This is a genomic window from Vibrio sp. K4 (genome assembly GCF_051122595.1).
GTDB classification, from domain to species: domain Bacteria; phylum Pseudomonadota; class Gammaproteobacteria; order Enterobacterales; family Vibrionaceae; genus Vibrio; species Vibrio owensii.
Genome location: NZ_CP178577.1, coordinates 2588987 through 2614575, shown reverse-complemented (window position 1 = coordinate 2614575; position 25589 = coordinate 2588987). Strand labels below are relative to the sequence as shown.

Genomic DNA, 25589 nt, shown 5'->3' with positions numbered 1-25589 from the left:
CATTTGATTGCTAAAACGTTCACTCTTTATTTGTTTTTCATTTCAGAAGACATCATGACAACGAATCAACAGAATGCAGTTATTTCACAACCACAAACCGTCGTTGTGAAACTGGGTACAAGTGTGCTGACAGGCGGCACTTTGGCGTTAGACCGTGCTCACATGGTAGAGCTGGCTCGTCAATGTGCTGAACTAAAGAAACAAGGCCATTCAGTAGTAATGGTTTCGTCTGGTGCAATTGCAGCAGGCCGTGAGCATCTTGGATACCCCGCACTGCCCAACGCGATGGCGAGCAAACAGTTGCTTGCAGCCGTTGGTCAAAGCCGCTTGATTCAAACATGGGAGTCTTTGTTTGGCATTTATGGCATCAAAATTGGTCAGATGTTGTTAACTCGTGCTGACTTGGATGATCGTGAGCGTTTCCTAAACGCACGTGACACCATCAATGCTCTGGTAGCAAACGACATTATTCCGATCGTGAACGAAAACGATGCAGTTGCGACAAACGAAATCAAAGTGGGTGACAACGATAACTTGTCTGCTTTGGTGGGGATTTTGTGTGGTGCAGACAAATTACTGCTCCTGACTGACCAAAAGGGCTTGTTTACCGCAGACCCACGTAAAGATCCGAATGCTGAGCTGATCAAAGAAGTGAAAACCATCGATGATACTTTGCGTAAAATTGCGGGTGGTAGTGGCACCACGCTAGGTACAGGTGGTATGGCAACCAAACTTCAAGCGGCAGATATTGCTCGTCGTGCAGGTATTGAGGTCATTATCGCTGCGGGTAGTGCGCCAAATGTTATCTTCGATTCATTGAGTTCGGAGCCACAAGGCACACGTTTCTTACCTTGTTCAGAAGCACTAGAAAACCGTAAACGTTGGATCTTAGCTGGTCCAGCGGCATCGGGTGACATCATTATCGATGATGGTGCAGTGAACGCCGTTGTGGGTAAGGGCAGCAGCCTACTTGCAAAAGGTGTGGTCAAAGTCAGTGGTGATTTTGCTCGTGGCGAAGTTGCGCGTGTGACAAACGCACAGGGTAAATTGGTTGCTCGTGGTATTAGCGCCTACTCAAGTGAAGACCTAGCGAAAATTGCCGGTAAGCACAGTAAAGACATCATCTCTATTTTGGGTCATGACTACGGCTCAGAAGTGATTCATCGCGATGATCTTGTCGTCATTCAAGAATAGATTGAGGTAAGCAAAGTGGATTTAACGAATATGGGTAAAGCTGCCAAAGATGCAGCTTTCGAATTGGCGACAGCGTCAACCGCACAAAAGAACCAAGCACTAGCGATCATCGCTGATGAGCTAGAAGCAAATGCAGCAACCATTTTGGCTGCAAATGCAAAAGACATCGAACTCGGCCGTGAAGCGGGCCTAACCGATGCGCTACTAGACCGTCTTCTTCTTAACGAAGAGCGTTTGACAGGCATTGCTAATGACGTTCGTAACGTGATCAGCCTAAACGATCCTGTGGGCAGCGAAATTGACAGTAAAGTGCTAGAAAACGGAATGTCTCTGTCTCGTCGTCGCGTACCACTGGGTGTGGTCGGTGTGATTTACGAAGCGCGTCCGAACGTAACCATCGATATTGCAGCACTGTGTCTAAAAACAGGCAATGCAAGCATCCTACGTGGTGGTAAAGAGACGTTCTTCTCTAACATGGAGCTGGTGAAAGTTATCCAATCAGCATTGGCGAAAGCGAACTTGCCAGCAGCCTCTGTACAATACATTGAAAAGCCAGACCGTGAGTTGGTTTCTCAACTGCTTAAGCTTGATGATTACGTTGATATGATCATTCCACGCGGTGGGGCTGGTCTGCACAAAATGTGTAAAGAGAACAGCACAATTCCTGTGATCATTGGTGGTTTTGGTATCAGCCATATCTTCGTTGATGAATCTGCGGATTTAGAGAAATCTTTGAACGTAGTTGAAAACTCGAAAGTTCAACGCCCATCTGCATGTAACTCGCTAGACACTCTGCTTGTACATGAAGATGTTGCGGCGCAATTCCTACCAATGATCGTAGAGCGTATGAACGATAAAGTGACTTTCGTGGCTGAGCCAAAGGCAAAAGCACTGATGGCTCAAGCAACACAAATTCGTGATGCAGCGGAAGGTGACTTTGATACGGAATGGCTAAGCTACACGCTAGGTGTAAAAATGGTTGCAGACGTGAAAGAAGCGATTGACCACATGCGTATTCATAACGCGAGCCACTCTGATGCGATCATGACCAACAGCTTGGTGAACTCAGAATTGTTTATCAATTCTGTCGGTTCTGCAGCGGTTTATGTAAACGCAGCTACACGCTTCACTGACGGTGCGCAGTTTGGTTTGGGTGCTGAAGTGGCGGTATCAACTCAAAAGCTGCACGCACGTGGCCCAATGGGTTTAGAAGAGCTAACCAGCTACAAATGGGTTGGTAAAGCAAACTACCTAGCACGCAGTTAACAGAAACTGTCTGTTATTGATTGAAAAGGGGCTGAGATGCCCCTTTTTGTTTTCTCTAACATAGCAATTCCGCTACACTAGTCTTGCTTTTGGGACTACCCCAATCGCATGCTATTTGGAGGTGATATGCATTGTCCTTTTTGTTCTGAGAACGATACAAAAGTAATTGATTCCCGCTTAGTTGCGGACGGCCATCAGGTTCGTCGCCGTCGTCAATGTTTGGCGTGTAGCGAACGTTTTACCACGTTTGAAACGGCCGAATTGGTGATGCCGAAAGTGATTAAGTCTAACGGCAACCGTGAACCGTTTGACGAAGATAAAATGGTTGGTGGTATTCAACGCGCACTAGAAAAGCGCCCGGTAAGTGCCGATTCAATCGAGCTTGCAATCAGCATGATTAAGTCCCAGCTGCGTGCAACGGGTGAACGTGAAGTACCAAGTGAGATGATTGGCAATCTCGTGATGGATCAATTGAAAGAGCTGGATAAGGTCGCTTACATCCGTTTTGCATCGGTTTACCGCAGCTTTGAAGATATCCGTGAATTCGGCGAAGAAATTGCTCGCCTAGAAGACTGATTGAATCATGGCTCAACAATCTCTCTCTTCAGAATTTACCCCTCAAGATTTCGAAATGATGTCGCGTGCGCTCAAATTGGCGAAACGCGGCATTTACACCACAGCACCCAACCCTAACGTAGGTTGCGTTATTGTCCGTGATGGTGAGATAGTTGGCGAAGGTCATCATCACCGAGCGGGTGAACCTCATGCTGAAGTTCATGCAATGCGTATGGCGGGTGATAAAGCTGAAGGTGCAACGGCATATGTGACGTTGGAGCCTTGCTCTCACTATGGTCGCACACCGCCATGCGCTGAAGGGTTAATCAAAGCCAAAGTGGCTCGTGTTGTCTGTGCGATGGAAGACCCAAACCCGAAAGTTGCAGGACGTGGTTTCCAAATGCTGCGTGATGCAGGGGTAGAAGTTCAGGTTGGCTTGTTACAAAACGAAGCCATTGAGCTGAACAAGGGCTTCATCAAATTTATGCAAACGGGCATGCCATACGTTCAGCTAAAAATGGCGGCCAGTTTAGACGGACAAAGTGCGCTCAGCAATGGCCAGAGCCAATGGATCACCTCCCCAAAGGCTCGCCAAGATGTGCAGCGTTACCGTGCATTGAGTGGCGGTATTCTCTCAACCAGTAAAACAGTGATTGATGACAATGCATCACTGAACGTACGTTGGGACGACTTGCCTAACAGTGTAAAAGCGCACTACCCACAAGATGAAGTTCGTCAGCCTCCTCGTGTTATTTTGGATCGTCAGTCTCAACTTAGCGATGATCTAAAGCTATTCAATACTGACGGTGAGCGTATTATTGTTAGCCAAGGTGGCGATATTGCGCCTGAGCTAGATAAAAACGGCCAAGTCGACTTGGCGGCAACACTTAAAGCGGTCGCAAGCGGAACTCATATTAATCATTTGTGGGTTGAGGCAGGGGCGACACTCGCGAGCTCATTAATCAAAGCTAACCTTGTAGATGAACTGATCGTTTATCTTGCGCCTAAGCTGATGGGCAGCGATGGGCGAGGTTTGATTGGCGCACTTGGCCTGACTGAGATGGCGCACGTTATCGACTTAACTATTACCGACGTTCGAATGGTGGGTGCGGATATTCGCATCACCGCAACCGTCAAACGCAACCAAAGCTAGAAAGAAGCATTATGTTTACAGGAATTGTAGAAGCAGTTGGCAAACTAACTGCGATTACGCCAAAAGGCGAAGACATCACCGTAACGGTAGAAGTTGGCAAGTTGGATATGGCTGACGTGAAGTTAGGCGACAGTATCGCAACGAATGGTGTCTGCTTGACGGTCGTCGACTTCGGTAGCAACTATTACAGTGCTGACTTATCGCTGGAAACGCTGAATAAAACAGGTTTTGCTGCGTATCAAGTTGGCGATAAAGTGAACCTAGAAAAGGCCATGTTGCCGACGACACGTTTTGGTGGTCACATTGTTTCTGGCCATGTTGATGGCGTGGGTGTGATTGTTGAACGTAACCAAGTGGGTCGTGCGATTGAGTTCTGGGTAGAGATGCCTGCTGAAATCACTAAGTATGTTGCAGAGAAAGGTTCTATCACGGTAGACGGCATTAGTCTGACGGTGAATGACCTACGTAAGAATGGTTTTAAACTGACGATTGTTCCTCACACCAGTGAAGAAACGACTATCGATCAGTTCCAAGTTGGCCGTAAAGTGAACCTAGAAGTTGACGTATTAGCTCGCTACATGGAACGCTTGTTACAAGGTCAAAAGGAAGAGACGCAAGAATCTCGCATCACGATGGAATTCTTGCAGCAAAATGGTTTTGCTTAAGCGAAGCAGACCATAATCACAGAACGTTATCAGGTTAATTGACTTAATAAAGGTTAGGTTCAAACTCGTTGCTAACTAAAGCCAGCATCCATGCCTAGCCAAGACGTTAAACACATTGCTGCTGCAATAATAAATTTTTGAATAACGGGAAACAGAATATGCCTATCAGCACGCCACAAGAAATTATTGATGATATTCGCGCGGGCAAAATGGTCATCCTAATGGATGATGAAGATCGTGAGAACGAAGGTGATTTGATCATGGCTGCCGAGCACATTACGCCGGAAGCTATCAACTTTATGGCTACGCATGGTCGTGGCTTGATCTGTCTTACTATGACTAAAGCTCGTTGTGAAAGCCTAGGTCTTCCGCCGATGGTGCAAGACAACAACGCGCAATACACCACTAACTTTACCGTTTCTATTGAAGCGGCTGAAGGTGTAACAACGGGCATTTCTGCTGCTGACCGTGCTCGCACTGTTCAAGCTGCGGTTGCGCCAAACGCGAAAGCGGCTGACCTAGTGCAGCCGGGTCATATCTTCCCTCTTGCTGCTCAAGATGGTGGCGTTCTAACTCGTGCTGGTCATACAGAAGCGGGTTGTGATTTGGCTCGTCTTGCGGGATTTGAGCCTGCATCGGTTATCGTAGAAATTCTAAATGACGATGGCACGATGGCACGCCGCCCAGACCTAGAAGTGTTTGCAGAAAAGCACGATCTTAAGCTAGGCACCATTGCGGATCTTATTGAATACCGCAACAACACAGAAACGACCATTGAGCGAGTGGCAGAATGCGCACTACCAACGGAGTTCGGCGAGTTTACGCTGGTGACGTACAAAGACACTATCGATAACCAAGTACATTACGCTATGTGTAAAGGTGACCTAACAGAAGATGCACCATTGGTTCGTGTCCACCTACAAGATGTCTTTACCGATGTACTTCGTAGTGACCGCAATGCAGAGCGCAGCTGGACTCTTGAGAAGGCAATGAAACGTATCGGCGAAGAAGGTGGTGTGTTGGTTGTCCTTGGTAACGAAGAGTCAACAGACCTGCTTATCCATCGTGTGAAAATGTTCGAAGCACAAGACAAAGGCGAAGCGCCAACGTTAGCGAAGAAGCAAGGTACATCTCGTCGTGTTGGTGTTGGTTCGCAAATCCTTGCTGATCTAGGCATCCACGACATGCGTCTGCTTTCTTCTACTAACAAGAAATACCACGCACTTGGCGGATTTGGTCTCAACGTCGTTGAGTACATCTGCGAATAATTACCAAGCGATCCGTTCCTAGTCGTCAACTCACTTAGCACAGCGGTGACTAGGAACTCGTGATTCGTCTCCAATTTCCATTAGATATTGCTCACAAATTTGTGATAGAATCCGGCGATTCTCACTTGATGAACAATTTTCACTTATAAATAGAGTTAAAGGAAAGCTTATGAAAGTGATCGAGGGTGGCTTCCCAGCGCCAAATGCAAAAATTGCTATCGTTATTTCTCGTTTCAACAGTTTTATTAACGAAAGCCTACTTTCTGGTGCGATCGATACACTAAAGCGTCACGGACAAGTAAGCGAAGACAACATCACTGTTGTTCGTTGTCCAGGTGCCGTAGAACTACCTCTAGTAGCTCAACGTGTTGCTAAAACTGGTAAGTACGATGCTATCGTATCTCTAGGTACAGTAATTCGTGGCGGTACTCCACACTTTGATTATGTTTGTAGTGAATGTAACAAGGGTCTTGCACAAGTTTCTCTGGAATACAGCCTTCCAGTAGCATTTGGCGTATTGACTGTTGATACTATCGATCAAGCGATTGAACGCGCAGGAACCAAGGCTGGTAATAAAGGTGCAGAGGCTGCACTAAGCGCACTTGAAATGATTAATGTACTATCTGAAATTGATTCCTAATGGGGGCCAGTGTGAAACCAGCCGCACGTCGTAACGCACGTCAATTCGCGCTACAAGCGATCTATTCATGGCAAATTACTAAAGATAATGTTGCCACGATCGAAGAACAGTTTTTGTCTGGCGACAAATACGATGAAGAAGAACTTCACGCATCTGAGCCTGCACTAGCTGCTCCAGAAACAGACGTAGCTTACTTCCGTGAACTACTAAGCGGTGTTGTACTTAGCCACTCTGAGCTAGATAGCAAAATCCGTCCATACGTGTCTCGTCCAATGCAGGACCTAGACATGATGGAACTTGCTCTTCTTCGCCTTGCTATGTACGAGATGACTCGTCGCGAAGATGTTCCTTACAAAGTGGTAATCAACGAAGCGATTGAACTTGCTAAAGTATTCGCGGCAGAAGACAGCCACAAATTTGTGAATGGTGTGCTAGATAAAGCGGCGCCACACGTACGTAAGAAATAACGATTTCTTCATTAAAAAGGTCAGCACATGCTGACCTTTTTTGTATCAAAAACTTTTACATCAAAAAGTCAGTGAACAATGTCTGGTGAATTCAGTTTAATCGATAAGTATTTTGTTGGGCGTCAAAGCCAGCGTAAAGACGTACACCTCGCTGCAGGTGACGATTGTGCGTTAGTAAAGGCGCCTGCGAATGTGCAGATAGCTATTAGTACCGATACGCTGGTGGCGGGGACTCATTTTCTCGCAGAGGCGAATCCTGCGTGGGTCGCTCACAAAGCGCTTGCTTCTAATATCAGTGATTTAGCGGCAATGGGAGCAACGCCGGCTTGGGTCAGTTTTGCATTGACGATGCCAGAGCCTGACGAAGCATGGTTAGCGCCTTTCTGTGATGCGTTTTTTGACCTAGCTGATTACTTCGGGATTCAGTTAATTGGCGGTGACACGACAAAGGGGCCATTGAGCCTAACCTTGACGGTGCAAGGTTTTGTTCCAGAGGGTAAAGCATTGACTCGCTCAGGGGCAAAAGTCGGAGATTGGGTTTACGTGACGGGTAACCTTGGTGATGCGAAAGCGGGGCTCGATGTTGTGCTCGATAACACATTACGCACTCGAGTTGCTGCACCAGAGTTAGAGAAGGCACATTATCTCAGTACGCCTCGAGTTTTGGCAGGGCAAGCATTGGTTGGGCTCGCTTCGTCGGCGATTGATATCTCTGATGGTTTGATATCTGATATTAAGCACATTCTTAAGCGCTCTGAGGTTGGAGTCAGTTTGGATGTTTCCCAACTGCCAATATCTTCAGAATTGGTTCAGTTTTTAGATGATAAGGTGAGCGCGCAGCAGTATGCTTTATCCAGTGGTGAAGAATACGAACTGTGCTTTACCGTGCCAGAGCAAAACCATGGCTCACTACAAAGTGCTTTGTCGCACACTGGGTGTAAAGTAACGTGCATTGGCCAGATACGACCAAAAGGTACGTTCGAGCTGCATGATAACAATCAACCTCTTGATTGGGATCTCAGTGGCTTTGACCACTTCAAATGATCTGAGCTAGGCTCTAGCCTAAGATTGAAACCAAACTCGCAGTATAGGTTTAAAGGAAATGACCAACCCTCTCTCTCTGATTTCATTAAAGAACCCGTGGCACTTATTAGCGACAGGTTTTGGTAGCGGCTTATCGCCTGTTGTTCCCGGCACCATGGGGACGCTTGCGGCGGTTCCATTATTCTTGTTGCTTGCTCAATTGCCTTTCCCTATTTATGTGGTTGTTGTGCTTATCTCTTGTTTGGTTGGCATTAAAATTTGTCAGGTGACATCCGATGATATGGGTGTGCACGACCATGGTTCGATCGTGTGGGATGAATTTGCAGGTTTTTGGATCACCATGAGTTTAGTGCCTGCATTGAATATTCCGCTAACGGAGTGGAAATGGTTACTCACCGGTTTCATCTTGTTCCGCTTCTTTGACATGGTGAAACCGTGGCCAATCGGTTGGTTAGATAAACGTGTTCACGGCGGCTTAGGTATCATGATTGATGATATCGTTGCGGGCATTATGGCGGGCATCGCGCTGTTCTTAGTGGCGAAATACGCAGGTTGGATGTAATACCTATCTTTAAGCGCTAAATCGACAGATAAACAAAAGGGATGCCACGGCATCCCTTTTCTGTATTTACTTCGTTGTAATTCGTTCGCTTACTTGGCTAAGTAATCGTTGATCGACTTCTCGATGCCTTTCGCATCTAAGCCAAGCTCTTCGTGTAGCTCGTCTTGTGTGCCTTGAGGAACGAAGCGATCTGGCAAGCCAAGGTTGAGTACAGGCTTGATGATTTTATCTTTCATCATAAACTCAATCACACCCGCGCCAGCACCACCTGCAATCGCGTTTTCTTCTAGCGTAACCAGAACATCGTGCTCAGCGGCTAGTTGACGAATCAAGGCTTCATCAAGTGGTTTTACAAAGCGCATGTCTGCTACCGTTGCGTTTAGGTTTTCAGCCGCTTCTAGCGCGTTACCTAAGAAGGTACCGAAGCTTAGAATCGCCACTTTTTCACCTTTACGAACGATACGACCTTTACCGATTTCAAGTGCAGTGAAGTCTTTTTCGATTTCTGTGCCCATACCGCTACCGCGTGGGTAACGAACGGCACTTGGACCTGTGTGCTTATGGCCTGTGTACAGCATCTGGCGACATTCGTTTTCGTCGCTTGGTGCCATGATCACCATGTTTGGGATACAACGCATAAAGCTTAAGTCGAACGCACCTTGGTGAGTTTGACCATCTGCACCAACCAGACCAGCACGATCGATAGCGAACATCACCGGCAAGTCCATAATCGCAACGTCGTGGATCAGTTGATCATAACCACGCTGTAGGAAGGTTGAGTAGATCGCAACGATTGGGCTATCACCTGCGATCGCCATACCAGTAGCAAGCGTCACCGCGTGTTGCTCTGCGATGGCAACATCGAAGTATTGGCTTGGGTACTCTTTCGAGAAACGCACCATGCCAGAGCCTTCACGCATCGCCGGTGTGATTGCCATTAGCTTAGGATCTTGAGCTGCCATATCACATAGGAAATCACCAAAGATCTTAGAGAAGGTAGGCTTACCGCCGCTGCTCTTAGGTAGGCTGCTGTGTGATGGGTCAAATTTTGGTACGCCGTGGTAGCCGATCGGATCCTTCTCTGCTGGCTCATAACCTTTACCTTTCTTGGTCATGATGTGCAGGAATTGAGGACCTTTTAGTTCACGCATGTTTTTCAGCGTTTTGACGAGCTCATTCACATCGTGACCGTCGATTGGGCCGATGTAGTTAAAGCCAAGCTCTTCAAACAGAGTCCCTGGTACCACCATGCCTTTTAGATGCTCTTCCGTACGACGCACCAACTCTTTAATTGGTGGAACGCCAGACAGCACTTTCTTACCGCCTTCACGGATAGAAGTGTACAAGCTGCCAGAAAGCACTTTAGCAAGATGGTTGTTCAGTGCACCGACGTTTTCTGAGATCGACATTTCGTTGTCGTTCAGAATCACTAGCATGTCCGGATGAACGTCACCAGCATGGTTCATGGCTTCAAATGCCATACCTGCTGTAATCGCACCATCACCAATCACACTGACGACTTTACGGCCTTCACCTTCTTTTTGCGCACTGATGGCCATACCAAGACCGGCACTGATAGAAGTAGAGGAGTGACCAACAGAAAGGGTGTCGTATTCGCTCTCTTCACGCCATGGGAATGGGTGAAGACCGTCTTTCTGACGGATAGTTGGCATCTGATCACGACGGCCAGTGAGAATCTTGTGTGGGTAAGCCTGATGGCCCACGTCCCAGATCAACTGGTCAACAGGGGTGTTGTAAACATAATGCAGAGCTACAGTTAGCTCTACCGTGCCTAAGCCAGACGCTAAATGTCCGCTAGACTGACTCACTGAATTTAGCAGATACGTGCGTAGTTCATCGCACAAAGTTGGCAATGTTTCTTTCGGAAGAAGACGCAACTCCTCCGGTGTATTTGCTAACGCCAGTGTTGGGTACTTTGAAATATCAAGAGTCATATAAATGCGCGCTTATAGTGTTAGTTCTTGCGCTCGATGACATATCGGGCGAACTCTTCGAGTAACTGAGTATTGTATGGGATTGCTTCCAATGCTTGAAGCGCTTCCTGTAGCAGAGTGTGAGCTTTCTCCATTGCTCCCTCTAAACCCAGCAACGATGGATAAGTGCTCTTGTTCAGCTCTTGGTCTGAACCTTGAGGCTTACCCAGTGTTTCAGTGTCACTGATGATATCAAGAATATCGTCTTGAACCTGAAACGCCAGACCGATCGCTTTTGAATAACGTTCTAAGTGTGGCAAAACTTCTAGGCCTTTTTCACCAGCGGCTAAAGCACCTAATTTTACCGCACAGTTAATCAGCGCTCCGGTTTTATTGCGATGAATTTCTTCCAAATCTGCGAGAGAAACACGACGATTTTCTGCACCTAAATCCAACGCTTGTCCAAGACACATACCACTCGCGCCAGACGCTTGCGCCAGTGCCTGTACCATTTTTATACGCTGGCTTTCAGCGTTCGGATTCAGTTCACCTTCAGCAAGGATAGTAAAGGCAAGAGTTTGGAGTGCGTCGCCGGTGAGAATTGCTGTCGCTTCATCAAATTTGATGTGGCAAGTAGGTTGTCCACGGCGCAGTTCATCGTCATCCATCGCAGGCAGGTCGTCATGGATAAGAGAGTAGGCGTGAATGCACTCAACTGCAGAAGCGGGAGTGTCGAGATCTTCTGGCTTACAACCCAGCATTTGACCTGTGATGTAAACAAGAAATGGACGAACACGTTTTCCGCCTAGCAACAGGCCGTATTTCATCGCTTGAATCAGCGGCTGTTCTTGATGAGGCAGTTGCTCCAGCCACAGGTTTAATTGTTGGTTATTTCTTTGTTGATAAGACGTCAATGTCTCTTGCATCACATTGCTCACTACTGATTATTATTCTGACTCAGGGTTGAAGTCACTCAGTGGTGCTTCATCATCTTCGCTAAGAAGAATGCTTACGCGCTGTTCGGCGTCGCTCAGTTTAGTTTGACCAGCACGAGCCAGTGCAATGCCACGTTCAAATTTACGTAGAGCATCATCTAGGGCAAGATCGCCATTCTCTAGTTGATCAACCAAGCTATCTAGCTCTTCAATGGTCGCTTCGAAGGTCATGTTTTCTGGTTTCTTGACCGCCATCTTTTATCTGCCTTAATCAAGCCTCTAATAGAATGCACGCAAGTTACCTTAGCCTACTAAGTTGGTCAAATTTAACCTTACATAATTGTCACAAAATTAGCGCTCAACGGGTCTGATAAGACAATCTCGATCATTTAGTTCGAGCCTAAACGATCATTTTGTGATGTATTGACCAAGATTTTTCTAAAAAAACTGTTCTAGTTGTCGATACAAGTAATAATTCGCCTGACTAGGCAATATTTGAGTATAGCGAGAGGAGTGCTTTGTGGATTTAGCAACCCTAATAGGTTTGATTGGTGGTTTTGCATTCGTCATCATGGCGATGGTGCTAGGTGGCAGCATCGGCATGTTCATCGACGTCACCTCAATCCTAATCGTCGTTGGTGGTTCAACGTTTGTAGTATTGATGAAGTTCACCATAGGGCAGTTCTTCGGCGCAACCAAAATTGCGGGCAAAGCATTCATGTTTAAAGCGGACGAGCCGGAAGACTTGATCGCGAAGATTGTAGAAATGGCAGACGCAGCACGTAAAGGCGGCTTCCTTGCTTTAGAAGAGATGGAAATCAACAACAGCTTTATGCAAAAAGGCATCGACTTGTTGGTGGATGGCCATGATGCCGATGTAGTGCGTGCCGCGCTACAAAAAGACATCGCACTGACCGACGAGCGTCACACTCAAGGTACTGGTGTATTTCGCGCATTTGGTGACGTAGCGCCAGCGATGGGTATGATTGGTACGTTAGTTGGTCTGGTTGCCATGCTTTCGAATATGGATGACCCAAAAGCGATCGGTCCTGCGATGGCGGTTGCCTTGTTGACCACGCTTTACGGTGCGGTGCTTTCTAACATGCTGTTTTTCCCGATTGCGGACAAATTGTCACTGCGACGTGATCAAGAAACGTTAAACCGTCGCTTGATCATGGACGGAGTGCTCGCCATTCAAGATGGTCAAAACCCGCGAGTTATCGATAGTTACCTGAAGAACTACCTCAACGAGGGCAAACGCGCCCTTGAGATTGACGACTAATCTGGAGGTCATCTGATGGATGAAGATAATAAATGTGATTGTCCGCCACCCGGTCTCCCCCAGTGGATGGGGACATTCGCTGACTTGATGTCATTGCTGATGTGTTTCTTCGTACTGCTGCTTTCGTTTTCGGAAATGGACGTACTGAAGTTCAAACAGATCGCGGGGTCGATGAAGTTTGCTTTTGGTGTTCAGAACCAACTTGAAGTGAAGGACATCCCAAAAGGCACCAGCATCATTGCCCAAGAGTTTAGACCGGGTCGTCCGGAACCAACGCCAATTGATGTCATCATGCAACAAACCATGGACATCACCCAGCAGACGTTAGAATTTCACGAGGGAGAATCTGACCGAGCGGGTGGCACTAAGCGCGACCAAGGCAAGTTAACCGGTGGTCAATCACCTGAAACGTCAACGCAAAACAACCAATCGGCGGAATCAGACATGCAACAGCAGCAGTCTGAGCAAACCTCGCAAGAGATGGACACCTTGATGGAAAGCATCAAGAAAGCGTTGGAGCGTGAGATTGAGCAAGGGGCTATAGAAGTCGAAAACCTTGGTCAGCAGATCGTGATTCGAATGCGTGAGAAAGGCGCTTTCCCTGAAGGCTCTGCGTTCTTACAACCGAAGTTTAGACCTTTAGTGCGTCAAATCGCGGAATTGGTCAAAGACGTACCGGGTATTGTTCGAGTATCAGGTCATACGGATAATCAACCGCTGGATTCTGAACTGTACCGCTCTAATTGGGATCTGTCGTCGCAGCGTGCGGTGTCGGTTGCTCAAGAAATGGAGAAGGTTAGAGGATTCTCACATCAACGCTTACGCGTGCGTGGCATGGCGGATACTGAACCATTGGCTCCAAACGATTCGGATGCAAACCGAGCGCTAAACCGCCGCGTTGAAATCAGCATTATGCAAGGCGAGCCACTCTACAGTGAAGAAGTGCCAATAATTCAATAACCGAACATTTGTTCTTATACTAAAAGCGAGCGTTGGCTCGCTTTTTTTGTCTTTCCATTTCGCTTGGGTGTATAATCTTGCGCCTTTAAAAGTGAGCTCACAAAGCTGGGTGTGAACAACTCATGATGTTGTTGCGTATGAACACCTAGTGCGGAGTTATCACTCATTGTTGATTGCGAACCTAACCTGCGAACTAGACTATGAAATTTATTGTAAAGCCCCATCCAGAAATTTTTGTAAAAAGTGAATCTGTGCGTAAGCGCTTCACAAAGATTTTAGAGTGCAACATTCGTAACATCGTTAAGAGCCGTACGGAATCTGTCGCGGTATTCAACCGTCGTGATCACATTGAAGTGACCTCTGAGAGTGACGAGTTTCACGCTGAAGTTTTAGAAATCCTGACGCACACGCCAGGTATTCACCACATTCTTGAAGTAAAACAAACCGAATTTAAAGACTTGCACGACATCTTCGAGCAAGTGTTGGAGCTAAGTGGATCACTGATCGAAGGTAAAACTTTCGTTGTGCGTGCTAAGCGTCGCGGTAAGCACGATTTTACTTCTATTGAACTAGAGCGTTACGTAGGTGGCGGTCTTAACCAAGCAGTAGAAAGCGCTCGAGTTAAGTTAAGCAAGCCAGACGTAACGATCAACGTTGAAGTGACTAACGACAAGCTAAACCAAGTGTTGGCGCGTCATAAAGGTCTAGGTGGTTTCCCACTAGGTACACAAGAAGACGTACTAAGCCTGATCTCAGGTGGTTTCGACTCTGGTGTTTCAAGCTACCTGCACATCAAACGTGGTTCAAAAGTACATTACTGTTTCTTTAACCTAGGTGGTCCAGCACACGAGATCGGCGTTAAGCAGGTTTCTCACTACCTATGGAATAAATACGGTTCTTCAGCAAAAGTACGTTTCATCTCAGTTGATTTCGAACCAGTAGTGGCAGAAATCCTAGAGAAAGTTGATGACGGCCAAATGGGCGTGATTCTGAAGCGTATGTTCATGCGTGCAGCAGGCATGATCGCTCAGAAGATGAAGATCGAAGCATTGGTGACTGGTGAAGCGCTAGGTCAGGTATCAAGCCAGACACTAACGAACCTACGCCACATCGACAACGTGACAGACACGCTGATTCTTCGTCCGCTAATCAACTGGGACAAAGAAGACATCATCAACCTAGCGCGTGAAATCGGTACAGAAGACTTTGCGAAGACAATGCCAGAATACTGTGGTGTTATCTCTAAAAAGCCAACTGTGAAAGCGGTGAAAGGCAAGCTAGAAGCAGAAGAACAGAAATTCGACTTCAGCATCCTTGAGCAAGTGGTTCAAGAAGCTCGCATGATGGACATCCGTGACATCGCAAAAGAATCTGAGCAAGCGGCACCAGAAGTTGAGCAAGTACAAGCAGTAGAAGGCGATGCAATTGTATTGGATATTCGTAGCCCTGAAGAGGAAGACGATAGCCCACTAGAAATCGATGGCGTTGATGTAAAACACATTCCGTTCTACAAGCTGGGTACTCAGTTTGGCGATCTTGACCAAGCTAAGACATACCTACTGTACTGTGACCGTGGTGTGATGAGCCGTCTGCAAGCGCTTTACTTGCAAGAACAAGGCTTCAACAACGTGAAGGTTTACCGCCCATAATCGTGTTGTAAAACAGACAGTCACAAAAGCGCAAATTGAGAAATCAGTTTGCGCTTTTTTCGTTTTAGCACACACAAAATTATTCTTTGTGAAGTGATAAGATTGACCTCAATCGCATCCTTCGGAATTTGTATTGATATAACGATAATTAATCCGAAATGAGAACGCAAAAGTGATGCTGATGCCATTTTCTGAAGGAAAAAGAAGGTGAGATTCTTTAGATAAAAAAACACCGCCTAATAAGGCGGTGCAAGAAATTTGACAGACAGGTCAAAATAAATACAGGAAGTATCTGTTTTGTCACAGGGAGTGTGGACAAAACATATGGTAGAAATCTACCTAACTCGAAATACGAGTTTGCAAACACAACATCGCAACAACGAAGCCAATTGATTCACAAATGGAATCAAGCCGTTCAGGCTCGTGTTGCGGGATGAAATATAGAATTTATCTGGCTGTTCGGCAACGGACATTTTATAATGTTTCAGATAAAAAAAACTAATCCTAATTGAGGTCCCATAATGTCTCGCAGATTGCCTCCGTTGAATTCGCTTCGCGTTTTTGAAGCGGCTGCTCGTCATCTCAGTTTTACCCGTGCTGCTGAAGAGCTATTCGTTACCCAAGCGGCAGTAAGTCACCAAATAAAAGCGTTAGAAGAGTTCTTATCTTTGAAGCTTTTCCGTCGCCGAAATCGCTCTCTCTTGCTTACCGAAGAAGGGCAAAGTTACTTCCTAGACATTAAAGATATCTTCACTTCGATTGCAGAAGCGACCGATAAGGTATTGGAACGTAGTGAAAAAGGTGCATTGACCATCAGTTTGCCACCAAGCTTTGCTATTCAGTGGTTGGTTCCGCGCTTGGCCGATTTTAACGCGCAAGAACCAGACATTGATGTGCGTATTAAAGCGGTAGATATGGACGAAGGTTCACTGACCGATGATGTTGATGTGGCTATCTACTATGGTCGTGGTAATTGGCCTGGTTTGCGTGCCGATAAACTCTACCAAGAGTTTTTGATCCCACTTTGTTCACCTTCGTTACTTTTAGGTAACAAACCATTAGAATCTCTAAGTGACCTTAAATTGCATACCTTGTTACATGACACCTCTCGTAAAGATTGGAAGCAGTTTGCTCGTCAGCACAATATTGAAGGTATCAATGTAAATCATGGTCCTATTTTCAGCCACTCGACCATGGTGCTTCAAGCGGCTGCGCACGGACAAGGTGTCGCACTAGGCAACAACGTATTAGCCAAACCTGAAATGGAAGCGGGACGCTTAATTGCGCCATTTGATGAGGTGTTGGTGTCGAAGAATGCCTTCTATGTAGTGTGTCACGAACAGCAAGCGGACATGGGACGTATCGCAACGTTTAGGGACTGGATGTTGGCCACTGCAAGAAAAGAACAAGAGGAAGTATTGGATGAGCCATTGGATAGTTGAGGGACCTGAAAACGGACCGCTATTTATTTTCGCTCACGGCGCTGGTGCGGGCATGGAACACGAATTCATGTCTGCCGTTGCCAAAGGATTAGTTGAGCAGGGCATACGCGTGGTGCGTTTTAATTTTCCTTACATGGTTAAGCGAGCGGAAGATGGCAAGAAGCGTCCGCCTGATCGTGCACCAAAGCTTCTGGAAGCTTACGAAGAAGTGATCACTCACTTTACTTCTCAACCTATTGTTATTGGTGGAAAATCGATGGGTGGTCGCATGTCGAGTTTGCTTGCCGATAATGAGCTGGTGGCGGGTATTGCCTGTTTAGGTTTTCCTTTTCACCCTCCGGGCAAACCAGAGAAATACAAAGGCGAGCATCTGGCCAACATTGAAAAGCCAATCTTAATTCTACAAGGTGAGCGCGATACATTCGGCAAGCGCGAAGAATTCGATGGCTTTGCGTTGTCAGAACAAGTGCAAGTGCGCTTTTTGCCAGATGGTGACCACAGCTTTAAGCCACGTAAGAGTTCGGGTTACACAGAAGCAGGCAACATTGCCTCGACGGTAGAGCAGTTAGCGGCATTTATTAAAGAGGTGTACCGTGAAAAGTAAGTGGTTACTCTCGTTTACTGGTCTTTCTGGCTTAACCTCGGTGGCGTTAGGTGCATTTGCAGCGCACGGTTTGAAAGCGAAGTTATCGCCTTATTTGTTGGGCGTGTTTGAAACCGGCGTTTTGTACCAATTCATCCATACTTTAGCTATTGCATTGTGTGCCATCTTACTGCTGTTGAATTTGGGACAAAAAGCACAAAAGTATTTTTTCATCGCCGCGATTTGCTTTATCATCGGCATCTTTTGTTTTAGCGGCAGTCTTTACGCGCTGGCGCTGACGGGCATTAAGTGGTTTGGACCCATCACTCCTATGGGAGGGTTCTTGTTCATGATCGGTTGGTGTCTGTTCTTTTTTGCTGCGTTTAATATCAAAGAGGTCTCCAAGTGAAACAACTAATGCTCTATTGCCGTTCTGGCTTTGAGAAAGAGTGTGCTGGTGAAATTCAGGACAAAGCGACACAGTTGGAAGTGTATGGCTTCCCTCGTGTGAAGAAAAACTCAGGTTATGTTGTCTTCGAGTGTTACCAAGATGGAGACGCAGACAAGCTTGCTAAAGGTTTGGACTTTAGCGCCCTGATTTTTGCACGTCAGATGTTTGCTGTGGCGGCTGAGTTTGAAGCGCTACCAAGCGACGACCGCATCAGCCCAATTCTTGCTGAACTGTCAGAAATCGAAGAATTCCCACGTTGTGGCGATCTGCGCATTGAAACCCCAGACACGAACGAAGCAAAAGAGCTATTGAAGTTCTGCCGTAAGTTCACGGTACCAATGCGTCAAGCGATGCGTGGTAAAGGTCTGATGTGGAACAAAGACAACGCGAAGAAGCCTGTGTTGCACATCTGCTTTGTGGCTCCGGGTCATTGTTACGTCGGCTACTCATACCCGGGCAACAACTCGCAGTTCTTTATGGGTATTCCTCGCCTTAAATTCCCAGCAGACGCGCCAAGCCGTTCTACTTTGAAACTAGAAGAAGCATTCCACGTCTTCATTCCTCGTGAAGAATGGGATGAGCGTTTAGCGCCAGGTATGTGGGGTGTTGACCTAGGTGCATGTCCGGGTGGTTGGACTTACCAATTGGTGAAACGTTCGATGTTTGTTCACTGTGTGGACAACGGCATGATGGCGGATAGCTTGATGGAAACGGGTCAAATCAAGCACCACATGGTGGATGGCTTTAAGTTTGAACCAGACCGTAAGAACGTAACTTGGATTGTGTGTGACATGGTTGAGAAGCCAGCACGCGTTGCGCACCTTATGGGCCAATGGCTGCTAAAGGGCTGGGCGAAAGAAGCGATCTTCAACCTTAAGCTTCCAATGAAAGGTCGTTACGACGAAGTGCTGCAAGATCTTGAAAACCTAAAAATGTTCCTGATTGAGAACAAGGTGAAGTTCAAGCTGCAAGCTAAGCACTTGTACCATGACCGCGAAGAGATCACGATTCACATTCAGTGTCTGTCTAACATCTCTCCGCACTAACATGCGATAGAGTAGAAGCAAAAAAGCGCCTGCAATAGGCGCTTTTTTAGTGTCTGAAGTTGGCTGCTATTGCGCTTTATTCGGTCCGGTAAAGCGAATGTCTTGTAGGTTAAAGCCAAGTTCGATATCGCATTTCAGTGCCGCGACTTTTTTACATAAGCGGGCAGACTCAATATGTTCATCAAACTTCTTACGATATTTCGGTACCAGTTCTTCGCTCGCGTAAGCGGCTTCAATGTCTTCGAATTGAGTTAAGATCTCTTTGGCGGCTTTAGGACCAACACCCGGAATGCCCGGAACTTGGCTTGAGCTGATTCCTGTCAAACCCCAATAATCCGCAAGCTGAGATGGTTTTACGCCAAACTCTTTTTCGATAAACGGTTCATCTAGCCAGCGGTGTTGGAAGTAATCTCGGATCTGAAGAGTCGGGGAGAGCAGTTGGCAATAGCCTTTGTCGGTAGAGACAATTGTGACTTTTTCGCCGTGGCTCGCGACCTTGGTTGCGAGGGTTGCAACAAGATCGTCTGCCTCATCACCTTCAGACAGTAGTGAATCAATGCCTTGTTCCCACCACGCTTGTTGAATCGCGTCTAAGCCCTGCATCAATGGTTCTGGCATAGGTTTACGGTTCTGTTTGTAATCCGGAAGGATCTCTGCACGCCAACCGCGGTCTTGTTCGTGATGATCGAATACCGCGATGATGTGCGTCGGCTGCGCTTCAGACAGAATGCGAGTCAGGGTTCTACCGGTAGTGGTGATGGTTCTTGCTATGTCAGTTGGATCAGGTTGCGCTGAGTGCACGCGGCGGATCAGGTTTAGGGCATCAATGATAACAAGATGAATAGACATAATGACTTAGCAATAAAAAAGGGGCGTAATGCCCCTAGTGTAACCAAAGCTGAGTTATCTATCGACCACCATTTTCCTTATGGGCAATACGGTAACATGGCTCGTAAGCAGTACCGCCCGGCAGTTTCATGCGGTGTTGCTCTACGAAGTCTTTCAATAGCTTGTCGAGTTTGGTCATCAGTACCGGGTCACCGTTGATGGTGAATGGACCTTTGCGTTCGATCTCTCGAATCCCTTCCGCTTTGACGTTACCCGCAACGATGCCAGAGAAGGCTTGGCGAAGACTTGCAGCCAGTACTTGCGGTTGTTGGTTCAAATGCAGATCTAGGCTCGCCATTGCCTCATGAGTTGGTTCAAACGGCAGTTGGAACTCAGGCTCAATTTTCAACGACCAGTTAAAGCTGTATGCGTCGCCTTTCTCTTTACGATGTTGGCGAACGTCTTCCATTGAACGCTTCATGATTCGCGCCACTTCTGCTGGGTCATCAATCACGATTTGGTAGTGCTTCTGACCTTCTTCACCTAATGTATCGGCAATAAACGCATCGATAGAGCGGAAGTAAGCTTCACTCTCTTTCGGGCCGGTTAAGACGATCGGCATAGGTTGGTCAGCATTTTCTGGGTGCATCATGATGCCCAAGATGTACAGCAGCTCTTCCGCTGTACCCGGACCACCCGGGAAGATAACGATGCCGTGCGCCATACGAACGAAGGCTTCGAGACGTTTCTCGATGTCTGGCATGATCACCAGTTCGTTCACAATTGGGTTTGGTGGCTCAGCCGCAATGATTGAAGGCTCTGTTAGGCCAAGGTAGCGCTGTTCTGTGTAACGCTGTTTCGCGTGACCAATCGCCGCACCTTTCATTGGGCCTTCCATCGCACCCGGACCACAGCCAGTACAGATGTTTAGTTCACGCAGGCCAAGTTCGTTACCCACTTCGCGTGTGTATTGGTATTCGGTCGCGTTGATCGAGTGACCACCCCAACACACCACTAGGTTAGGTTCAATGCCCGGCGTTAGTGCACCAGCATTGCGTAAAATACCGAACACGAGGTTGGTAATGTGCGTGGCATTGGTGAGGTTTAGACGCTGGTTATCCGCGAGGTGCATGTTGACATACACGATGTCACGGAGAACCGAGAACAAGTGCTCTTGAATGCCTTTGATGATCTCACCATCGACAAATGCGTGTTCAGGTGGGTTGGCTAGTTCAAGTTTGATACCGCGCTCACGACGTACGACGTTAACATCGAACGAAAGGTATTTGTCTAATAGCTCTTTTGAGTTATCGGTGTGGCTGCCGGAGTTGAGGACCGCAAGTGTACAGTTACGGTAGAGCAGATAAAGCTCACTTGATGCGGTTTTTTTAAGACGTTCAACTTCCAGTTGTGATAGCAGATCCATGCTACCTGCGGGGCTTATATGGGTAATCATAAGGCCTCCTTGCTAATGCGTTCTTTTGAGGGAATAAACCAACTCACCTACTTAGCTTGTACGTATCGTTCTACTCAGTGGTTGGCAGACTTTGTTTTATAGCGTTTAAACAGCTTAGCAGACTAAAAGAGGAGAAACGTGATAACCCGTTGAAAATTTGAGGCAATATGACAGAACAAGACGTTAAAAGCGTTTGTTTGGTTGTTTTTTAAACGCTTTTTAGCCCCAGTTCACCTGATTACCGCCGCGTTGCTTGGCGTCTTTGAGCATATTGGCAAGGCGATCTAATACGTATTCAGGGTTGTCCGCTTCTTTAAAGCAAGTAGAGACGGCCGTGAGGGTGATCATGATGTTCTGTTCACGGAATTTGAATGGCAGTTTACTGATGTCGCGCTGGATGTTTTTCATCAGCTCAAGTGTGTACTCTTCCGTTTGCTCTGGGATGAGTAAGATAAACTCTTCGCCACCAAAACGAGCCACGGTTTCTGTATCAGCGACGCGTTTGCTCATGGTGCGAGCAATGATCTTGAGTGCTTTATCGCCAGCGGTGTAGCCGTAGCTGTCGTTAACCGCTTTAAAGTTATCAACATCAAACAGAACTACGCGAAGATTTTGCTGTGAGCGAATCCAACGACGGTATTCCAACTCTAAGCGATCATTGAAAGCGGCACGGTTGTATACCTTCGTCAAAGGGTCTAGCAGCATTCGTTGTGCTTGGTCTTCCAAGCGGCGACGGTAGTCTTGAGTTGTTTCAAATACCGCTTCCAGCTGATTTTTGCTGTAGCTTAAGCGTTCTTGAAGGGCTTGTTCGCGCTCTTCGGTCATTCTTAAGCGTTCAGTCAAAGAGGCCATCTTGGCCAGCAATGGTGATACTTCACCTTTCAACTCTTCGAGATCTTGCGCGTGTTCCAGAGATTCTTGGCTGCGTTCAACCAAAGTGGTCATCTCTGAGTTCAGCTCTTGGCGATGTTCAAAGTAGGTTTGATGCTGGTCGACGTTCTGATGAACCGTCTTTAGATTGCTAGACAGTGAAGTATTCAACTGCTCTAAGAACTGCTCTGATGATTTGCGTTCGTATTTAGTCGCTTCTACGACCAATTTGAGGGTGTTTAAAGTCAGTTCGATCAGCGATTCTGCGTTAACCCCCAACAGCAACTTCGCTCGGATATCCAACAGTTGGTCGCCAGACTCACCTTCAAAATCGAGTTCGGTGATGGTGTGCTGCAAGTCGCTCGCAAGACACTCAAGTTGGGACTTATCTGGGCCGTGTTCTAATTCACCAAGGTTAAGGCGAGAATTGGAAGTGATGATCTTGAGCGCGCGCTCGTAGATGCTTAGTAGCTTGGTGGCTTGGTCAACTTTCTTACCTGCGTGAACTTCAGAAAAGCTCATCAGATTGCGCAATTCACGTTTTAGCTGCGCAGGCAAACCGGTGATACGTTGAAGCGTTTCACCACTGTGTTTGATTTGTTCGTCGAGATAACCGTTTTGTTTTTCCATCGCCTTAGACTGCTGTTTGAGCATTCTTTCTAGCACTGCTAAGCGAGGTATCAGCGTACTGACATCTTTTTGATGTTCCAGTTCTTGCTGAATTTCGCGCAGGTAGCTGGTTACTTGAGAGTTTGAACCCTGACAAGCAGAAGACAATGATGCCACAACTCGCTTAAGAACTTGCTGCTCACGTTGAAATTTGAGCGAAGTATCACGATGAGTCAGCCTGAGTTGGTCAAGTTGACAACTCAGCTGATGAAGCTGCGACTGAATATCGGATTCCAAGATTCCCATGAAGTGACTACGGTTAAGTCCATGTACTACTGACGATTATTTGATAATAACAAAAAACTTTATAGCGTCATCACTGATCACGCTCAACCGTTGGTTAATTATCCGTTTTTTAATATTTTTTTGATGTCGTCCTCATTCTTGTACGAAGAATGAATTTTAATTAGCCCTTGGTTGATGGCGTGTTGGCACGCAGTCCTTATGTCACCGGTTGCAAAGCTCGCTGCCGGAGCATTATCAATGGCCTTCAAGAACACCCAATGACTGTGTTTATCTTTTAAGCTGACTTCACGCGCAATGTGTGTGGCGAGCAGCAATAGATCGAGTAATTCTTCATCGTTAATTGCCGTGTATGCACGTGGTAAGAATGGGTAGTCACTGATGCCCATTCGGATGATGCGGTTGACGTTGTGTTTGGCCGCGAACTCATCTACCCAGCTTTGGAATTTTTCGAACGTCGCTTCTGCTGATGCGTCACGATCGGCATTTGGCTCGATGTACAACAAGTTTGCATCGGAGAAATGGTACAAACGTGTCGGTTTCTGGATACGTTCTGCTAGGAACTCACCGAAAGCACGCTCTAGCTCTAAACCGGCTTTGTAACCATGCTGAACGTACATACTGCGCAGGAACGGCAGATCGATCATCACGAAGCGCAAACGGTCGTTCAAAGGCTCGTGAATCAATTCACCCATTTGCCACTGCTCGAAGGTGTCGCTCGATTTCTTCAATGAGCGGGACAACTTCACATTCAACATGCGTAGGTTACGCAGGCGAGAACGGGAGTGGGTGAACAGGTCATTACGCAGTTTTTCAATCTCAGCGGTTTGGCGTTGATTGATGACGCCACGGCGCATGATGAACAGGAACATGACCAAGACAGTAATAAACAACGCAAACGAGATTTTTTGGAATTTGCGATGCTCCATTTCGACTTGTGCCAATTTCTCAGCTTGGCCTACGTGATGAATACTTTGCTCGGCAAATTCTTTTTGTTGGCGGAACGCATCTTCACTGATTTGGTTAAGCTGCTTTTGTTCTAGGCGCACTAGGCTGGCGTATTTCTTATACGCTTGTAATGACAGTTGGTACTCGCCAGCTTGTTCATAGCCCAGACCCAATAAGCGGTAAGATTGTTGTTTAATAAAGCCAGTATCATCTGGGGCTTTTTCAATTAAATCGAGCGCTCGTTTGGCGTTTTCAATGACGTCTTTACTGTCGTTTTGATGGTACGCCAAGCCAGATTGCAACAAGGCGGCTTTGGCTTCCAGTTGAGGCAAGTCAGCGTACTCCAACAGATCGGTTGAGCGGTCTAGGTATTGTTCTGCTAATGCATAGTTGTAGAGCTGTAAGTAAGTGGCAGCTAGGCTCAGACGGATCTTAATGATGCGGTTGATGTTTTTACTGGTGCTGTCATGGTCCAGCACGTTGAAGTAGTGCACCAAAGCCAGATTAAATTTGCCTTGGTAGAAATAGATGTCACCCATTTGCTCTAGCACGTCGGCCAAAATCGGTGAGCTTGGGTAGCTGTCGTAATAATCTGCCGCCTGAGAGAGGTATTCAATCGCCTTGTCATACACTCGGCGTTCTTGGAACAGGCGTGCCAGCAAGCGATTTACTTTCGCAAGGCGTGCGCCGCTATCGCTCTCAATGGATTGCCAGTAACCGTAGAGCAGCTCTGAAAGGGCAAGGTTGTACTTCTTGTCATTCAGATAAAACTCACCAACGGCGGTGTGGTAATCAATCAGAGTCAGATCAGAACGGTTGTCTTCCAGCATGGTCTTCGCTTTTGTGTATAAGCGATCGGCATTAACGCTGTCACCACTGTTGGCTGCTAATAGTGCTCGTTGCATGACCAAGCGATAACGAACACTGTCGGTGCGTTGTAATACTGGATTGGCTTCTTCAATCTGCTTTTCGATTTGGTCGAGCTTTTCTTCTGCGGCTGCATAGTTTTTGTCGTACATCCAAATCATTTGGTTGCGCATCAGTTGCACATCAAGATTCATGTACGGCAATTGATATTCGTTGGCGAGGCGTTCTGCTTCATCAAGGTTATTGATGGCAGAGCGGATGTTGCCCATTGTGTAGTCAGCTTGCGCGATGATTTTGTGTGCTTCAATCGTGCTGCTTGGCGTGCGGATGCTACGGTCGGTCTCTTCGCGAGACATTGAAGAAGGGCTGCCGTTGTCTTGGCGCTCTGTCAGTTCGCGTTGCAAAAGGTAGTTTTTGGCCGCTTGCTTTGCCTGTACGGGGTCGATCTCAGCCAGTTGCTGAGCTTCATTAAGCAAAGCGGAAGATAAAATGGTCGCGTGAAGTGGCTGTGCTAACAATAAGCAAAGAAAGCCAATCAGCCTAAATAGACGCGAACTGTCCCCAAACATCCTTTTCGTTCCCTCGAACTGTGTCGTAATTTACGAGTTTTTG

Annotated in this window: 24 protein-coding genes; 17 read left to right on the top strand and 7 right to left on the bottom strand. The window is 46.9% G+C overall.

The genetic code is table 11. The annotated features are described in order from the left end of the window. Positions 1-54 precede the first annotated feature (54 nt). The 10 genes from proB to pgpA all read left to right on the top strand — a co-directional run bounded on the left by proB (position 55) and on the right by pgpA (position 8814). Positions 55-1194 (top strand): glutamate 5-kinase, encoded by a 1140-nt coding sequence (gene proB / locus ACLIIY_RS11730; RefSeq protein WP_005440196.1) that lies wholly within the window; start codon positions 55-57, stop codon positions 1192-1194. A 15-nt stretch (positions 1195-1209) separates the two neighbouring features. After that, a complete protein-coding gene (locus ACLIIY_RS11725; RefSeq protein WP_434527640.1) occupies positions 1210-2460 on the top strand; it encodes a glutamate-5-semialdehyde dehydrogenase in 1251 nt (416 codons plus the stop codon). Positions 2461-2586: 126 nt separating this feature from the next. After that, positions 2587-3036 (top strand): transcriptional regulator NrdR, encoded by a 450-nt coding sequence (nrdR, locus tag ACLIIY_RS11720; protein ID WP_005424846.1) that lies wholly within the window; start codon positions 2587-2589, stop codon positions 3034-3036. 7 nt (positions 3037-3043) lie between these two features. After that, positions 3044-4168 carry a bifunctional diaminohydroxyphosphoribosylaminopyrimidine deaminase/5-amino-6-(5-phosphoribosylamino)uracil reductase RibD gene (ribD, locus tag ACLIIY_RS11715; RefSeq protein ID WP_434527639.1) on the top strand — a complete coding sequence of 375 codons (1125 nt, stop codon included), beginning with the start codon at positions 3044-3046 and terminating at the stop codon, positions 4166-4168. An 11-nt stretch (positions 4169-4179) separates the two neighbouring features. Beyond that, entirely contained in the window at positions 4180-4833 is a 654-nt protein-coding gene (locus tag ACLIIY_RS11710; RefSeq protein ID WP_005440188.1) for a riboflavin synthase, read from the top strand. 158 nt (positions 4834-4991) lie between these two features. Beyond that, complete coding sequence (ribBA, locus tag ACLIIY_RS11705; RefSeq protein ID WP_434527638.1) at positions 4992-6101, top strand: bifunctional 3,4-dihydroxy-2-butanone-4-phosphate synthase/GTP cyclohydrolase II; 1110 nt, start codon at positions 4992-4994, stop codon at positions 6099-6101. A gap of 169 nt (positions 6102-6270) precedes the next feature. Further along, entirely contained in the window at positions 6271-6741 is a 471-nt protein-coding gene (gene ribH / locus ACLIIY_RS11700; protein ID WP_005440184.1) for a 6,7-dimethyl-8-ribityllumazine synthase, read from the top strand. After that, positions 6741-7208: a transcription antitermination factor NusB gene (gene nusB, locus ACLIIY_RS11695; protein WP_005440182.1), complete on the top strand. Its 468-nt coding sequence runs from the start codon at positions 6741-6743 to the stop codon at positions 7206-7208. Before ribH ends, nusB begins: the two co-directional genes overlap by 1 nt. Positions 7209-7286: 78 nt before the next feature. Continuing rightward, positions 7287-8252: a thiamine-phosphate kinase gene (thiL, locus tag ACLIIY_RS11690; RefSeq protein ID WP_009705623.1), complete on the top strand. Its 966-nt coding sequence runs from the start codon at positions 7287-7289 to the stop codon at positions 8250-8252. Positions 8253-8310: 58 nt separating this feature from the next. Next, positions 8311-8814, top strand: coding sequence for a phosphatidylglycerophosphatase A (gene pgpA / locus ACLIIY_RS11685; RefSeq protein ID WP_005440178.1), 504 nt, complete (start codon positions 8311-8313; stop codon positions 8812-8814). Between the two features lie 89 nt (positions 8815-8903). On the opposite strand, the gene dxs is transcribed toward pgpA, so the two are convergent. From dxs to xseB, 3 genes are read right to left on the bottom strand one after another with little or no spacing between them, the layout of a single operon-like run. Then, positions 8904-10769 (bottom strand): 1-deoxy-D-xylulose-5-phosphate synthase, encoded by a 1866-nt coding sequence (gene dxs / locus ACLIIY_RS11680; RefSeq protein WP_038896255.1) that lies wholly within the window; start codon positions 10767-10769, stop codon positions 8904-8906. A 20-nt stretch (positions 10770-10789) separates the two neighbouring features. Continuing rightward, entirely contained in the window at positions 10790-11674 is an 885-nt protein-coding gene (ispA, locus tag ACLIIY_RS11675) for a (2E,6E)-farnesyl diphosphate synthase (protein WP_005440174.1), read from the bottom strand. Between the two features lie 21 nt (positions 11675-11695). Continuing rightward, complete coding sequence (xseB, locus tag ACLIIY_RS11670; RefSeq protein ID WP_005427560.1) at positions 11696-11938, bottom strand: exodeoxyribonuclease VII small subunit; 243 nt, start codon at positions 11936-11938, stop codon at positions 11696-11698. A 265-nt stretch (positions 11939-12203) separates the two neighbouring features. Between xseB and pomA the strand changes: the two genes are divergently transcribed. The 7 genes from pomA (at position 12204) to rlmM (ending at position 19096) form a co-directional block, all read left to right on the top strand. Further along, entirely contained in the window at positions 12204-12965 is a 762-nt protein-coding gene (pomA, locus tag ACLIIY_RS11665) for a flagellar motor protein PomA (protein ID WP_020196456.1), read from the top strand. A 15-nt stretch (positions 12966-12980) separates the two neighbouring features. After that, on the top strand, positions 12981-13925 hold the full coding sequence (locus tag ACLIIY_RS11660) for a flagellar motor protein MotB (RefSeq protein ID WP_434527637.1): 945 nt from the start codon (positions 12981-12983) through the stop codon (positions 13923-13925). 200 nt (positions 13926-14125) lie between these two features. Then, entirely contained in the window at positions 14126-15574 is a 1449-nt protein-coding gene (gene thiI, locus ACLIIY_RS11655) for a tRNA uracil 4-sulfurtransferase ThiI (RefSeq protein ID WP_038896253.1), read from the top strand. 521 nt (positions 15575-16095) lie between these two features. Next, complete coding sequence (locus ACLIIY_RS11650) at positions 16096-17016, top strand: transcriptional regulator GcvA (RefSeq protein ID WP_009705628.1); 921 nt, start codon at positions 16096-16098, stop codon at positions 17014-17016. Further along, a complete protein-coding gene (locus ACLIIY_RS11645) occupies positions 16997-17620 on the top strand; it encodes an alpha/beta family hydrolase (RefSeq protein ID WP_434527636.1) in 624 nt (207 codons plus the stop codon). The genes ACLIIY_RS11650 and ACLIIY_RS11645 overlap by 20 nt, the downstream gene beginning before the upstream one ends. Further along, the gene (locus ACLIIY_RS11640) at positions 17610-18008 is read left to right on the top strand and encodes a DUF423 domain-containing protein (protein ID WP_005440144.1); all 399 of its coding nucleotides are present in this window, start codon (positions 17610-17612) and stop codon (positions 18006-18008) included. Before ACLIIY_RS11645 ends, ACLIIY_RS11640 begins: the two co-directional genes overlap by 11 nt. Further along, positions 18005-19096, top strand: a complete 1092-nt coding sequence (rlmM, locus tag ACLIIY_RS11635; RefSeq protein ID WP_020196461.1) for a 23S rRNA (cytidine(2498)-2'-O)-methyltransferase RlmM — start codon at positions 18005-18007, stop codon at positions 19094-19096. The genes ACLIIY_RS11640 and rlmM overlap by 4 nt, the downstream gene beginning before the upstream one ends. Before the next feature lie 66 nt (positions 19097-19162). On the opposite strand, the gene xni is transcribed toward rlmM, so the two are convergent. The 4 genes from xni to ACLIIY_RS11615 all read right to left on the bottom strand — a co-directional run bounded on the left by xni (position 19163) and on the right by ACLIIY_RS11615 (position 25546). Continuing rightward, positions 19163-19945 carry a flap endonuclease Xni gene (gene xni / locus ACLIIY_RS11630; RefSeq protein WP_020196462.1) on the bottom strand — a complete coding sequence of 261 codons (783 nt, stop codon included), beginning with the start codon at positions 19943-19945 and terminating at the stop codon, positions 19163-19165. Positions 19946-20003: 58 nt separating this feature from the next. Then, entirely contained in the window at positions 20004-21380 is a 1377-nt protein-coding gene (gene ppnN / locus ACLIIY_RS11625) for a nucleotide 5'-monophosphate nucleosidase PpnN (protein ID WP_009705631.1), read from the bottom strand. Positions 21381-21599: 219 nt separating this feature from the next. Beyond that, complete coding sequence (locus ACLIIY_RS11620) at positions 21600-23165, bottom strand: GGDEF domain-containing protein (RefSeq protein WP_208444812.1); 1566 nt, start codon at positions 23163-23165, stop codon at positions 21600-21602. Positions 23166-23263: 98 nt separating this feature from the next. Next, entirely contained in the window at positions 23264-25546 is a 2283-nt protein-coding gene (locus tag ACLIIY_RS11615) for a tetratricopeptide repeat protein (protein WP_409583891.1), read from the bottom strand. Between the last annotated feature and the right edge of the window lie 43 nt (positions 25547-25589).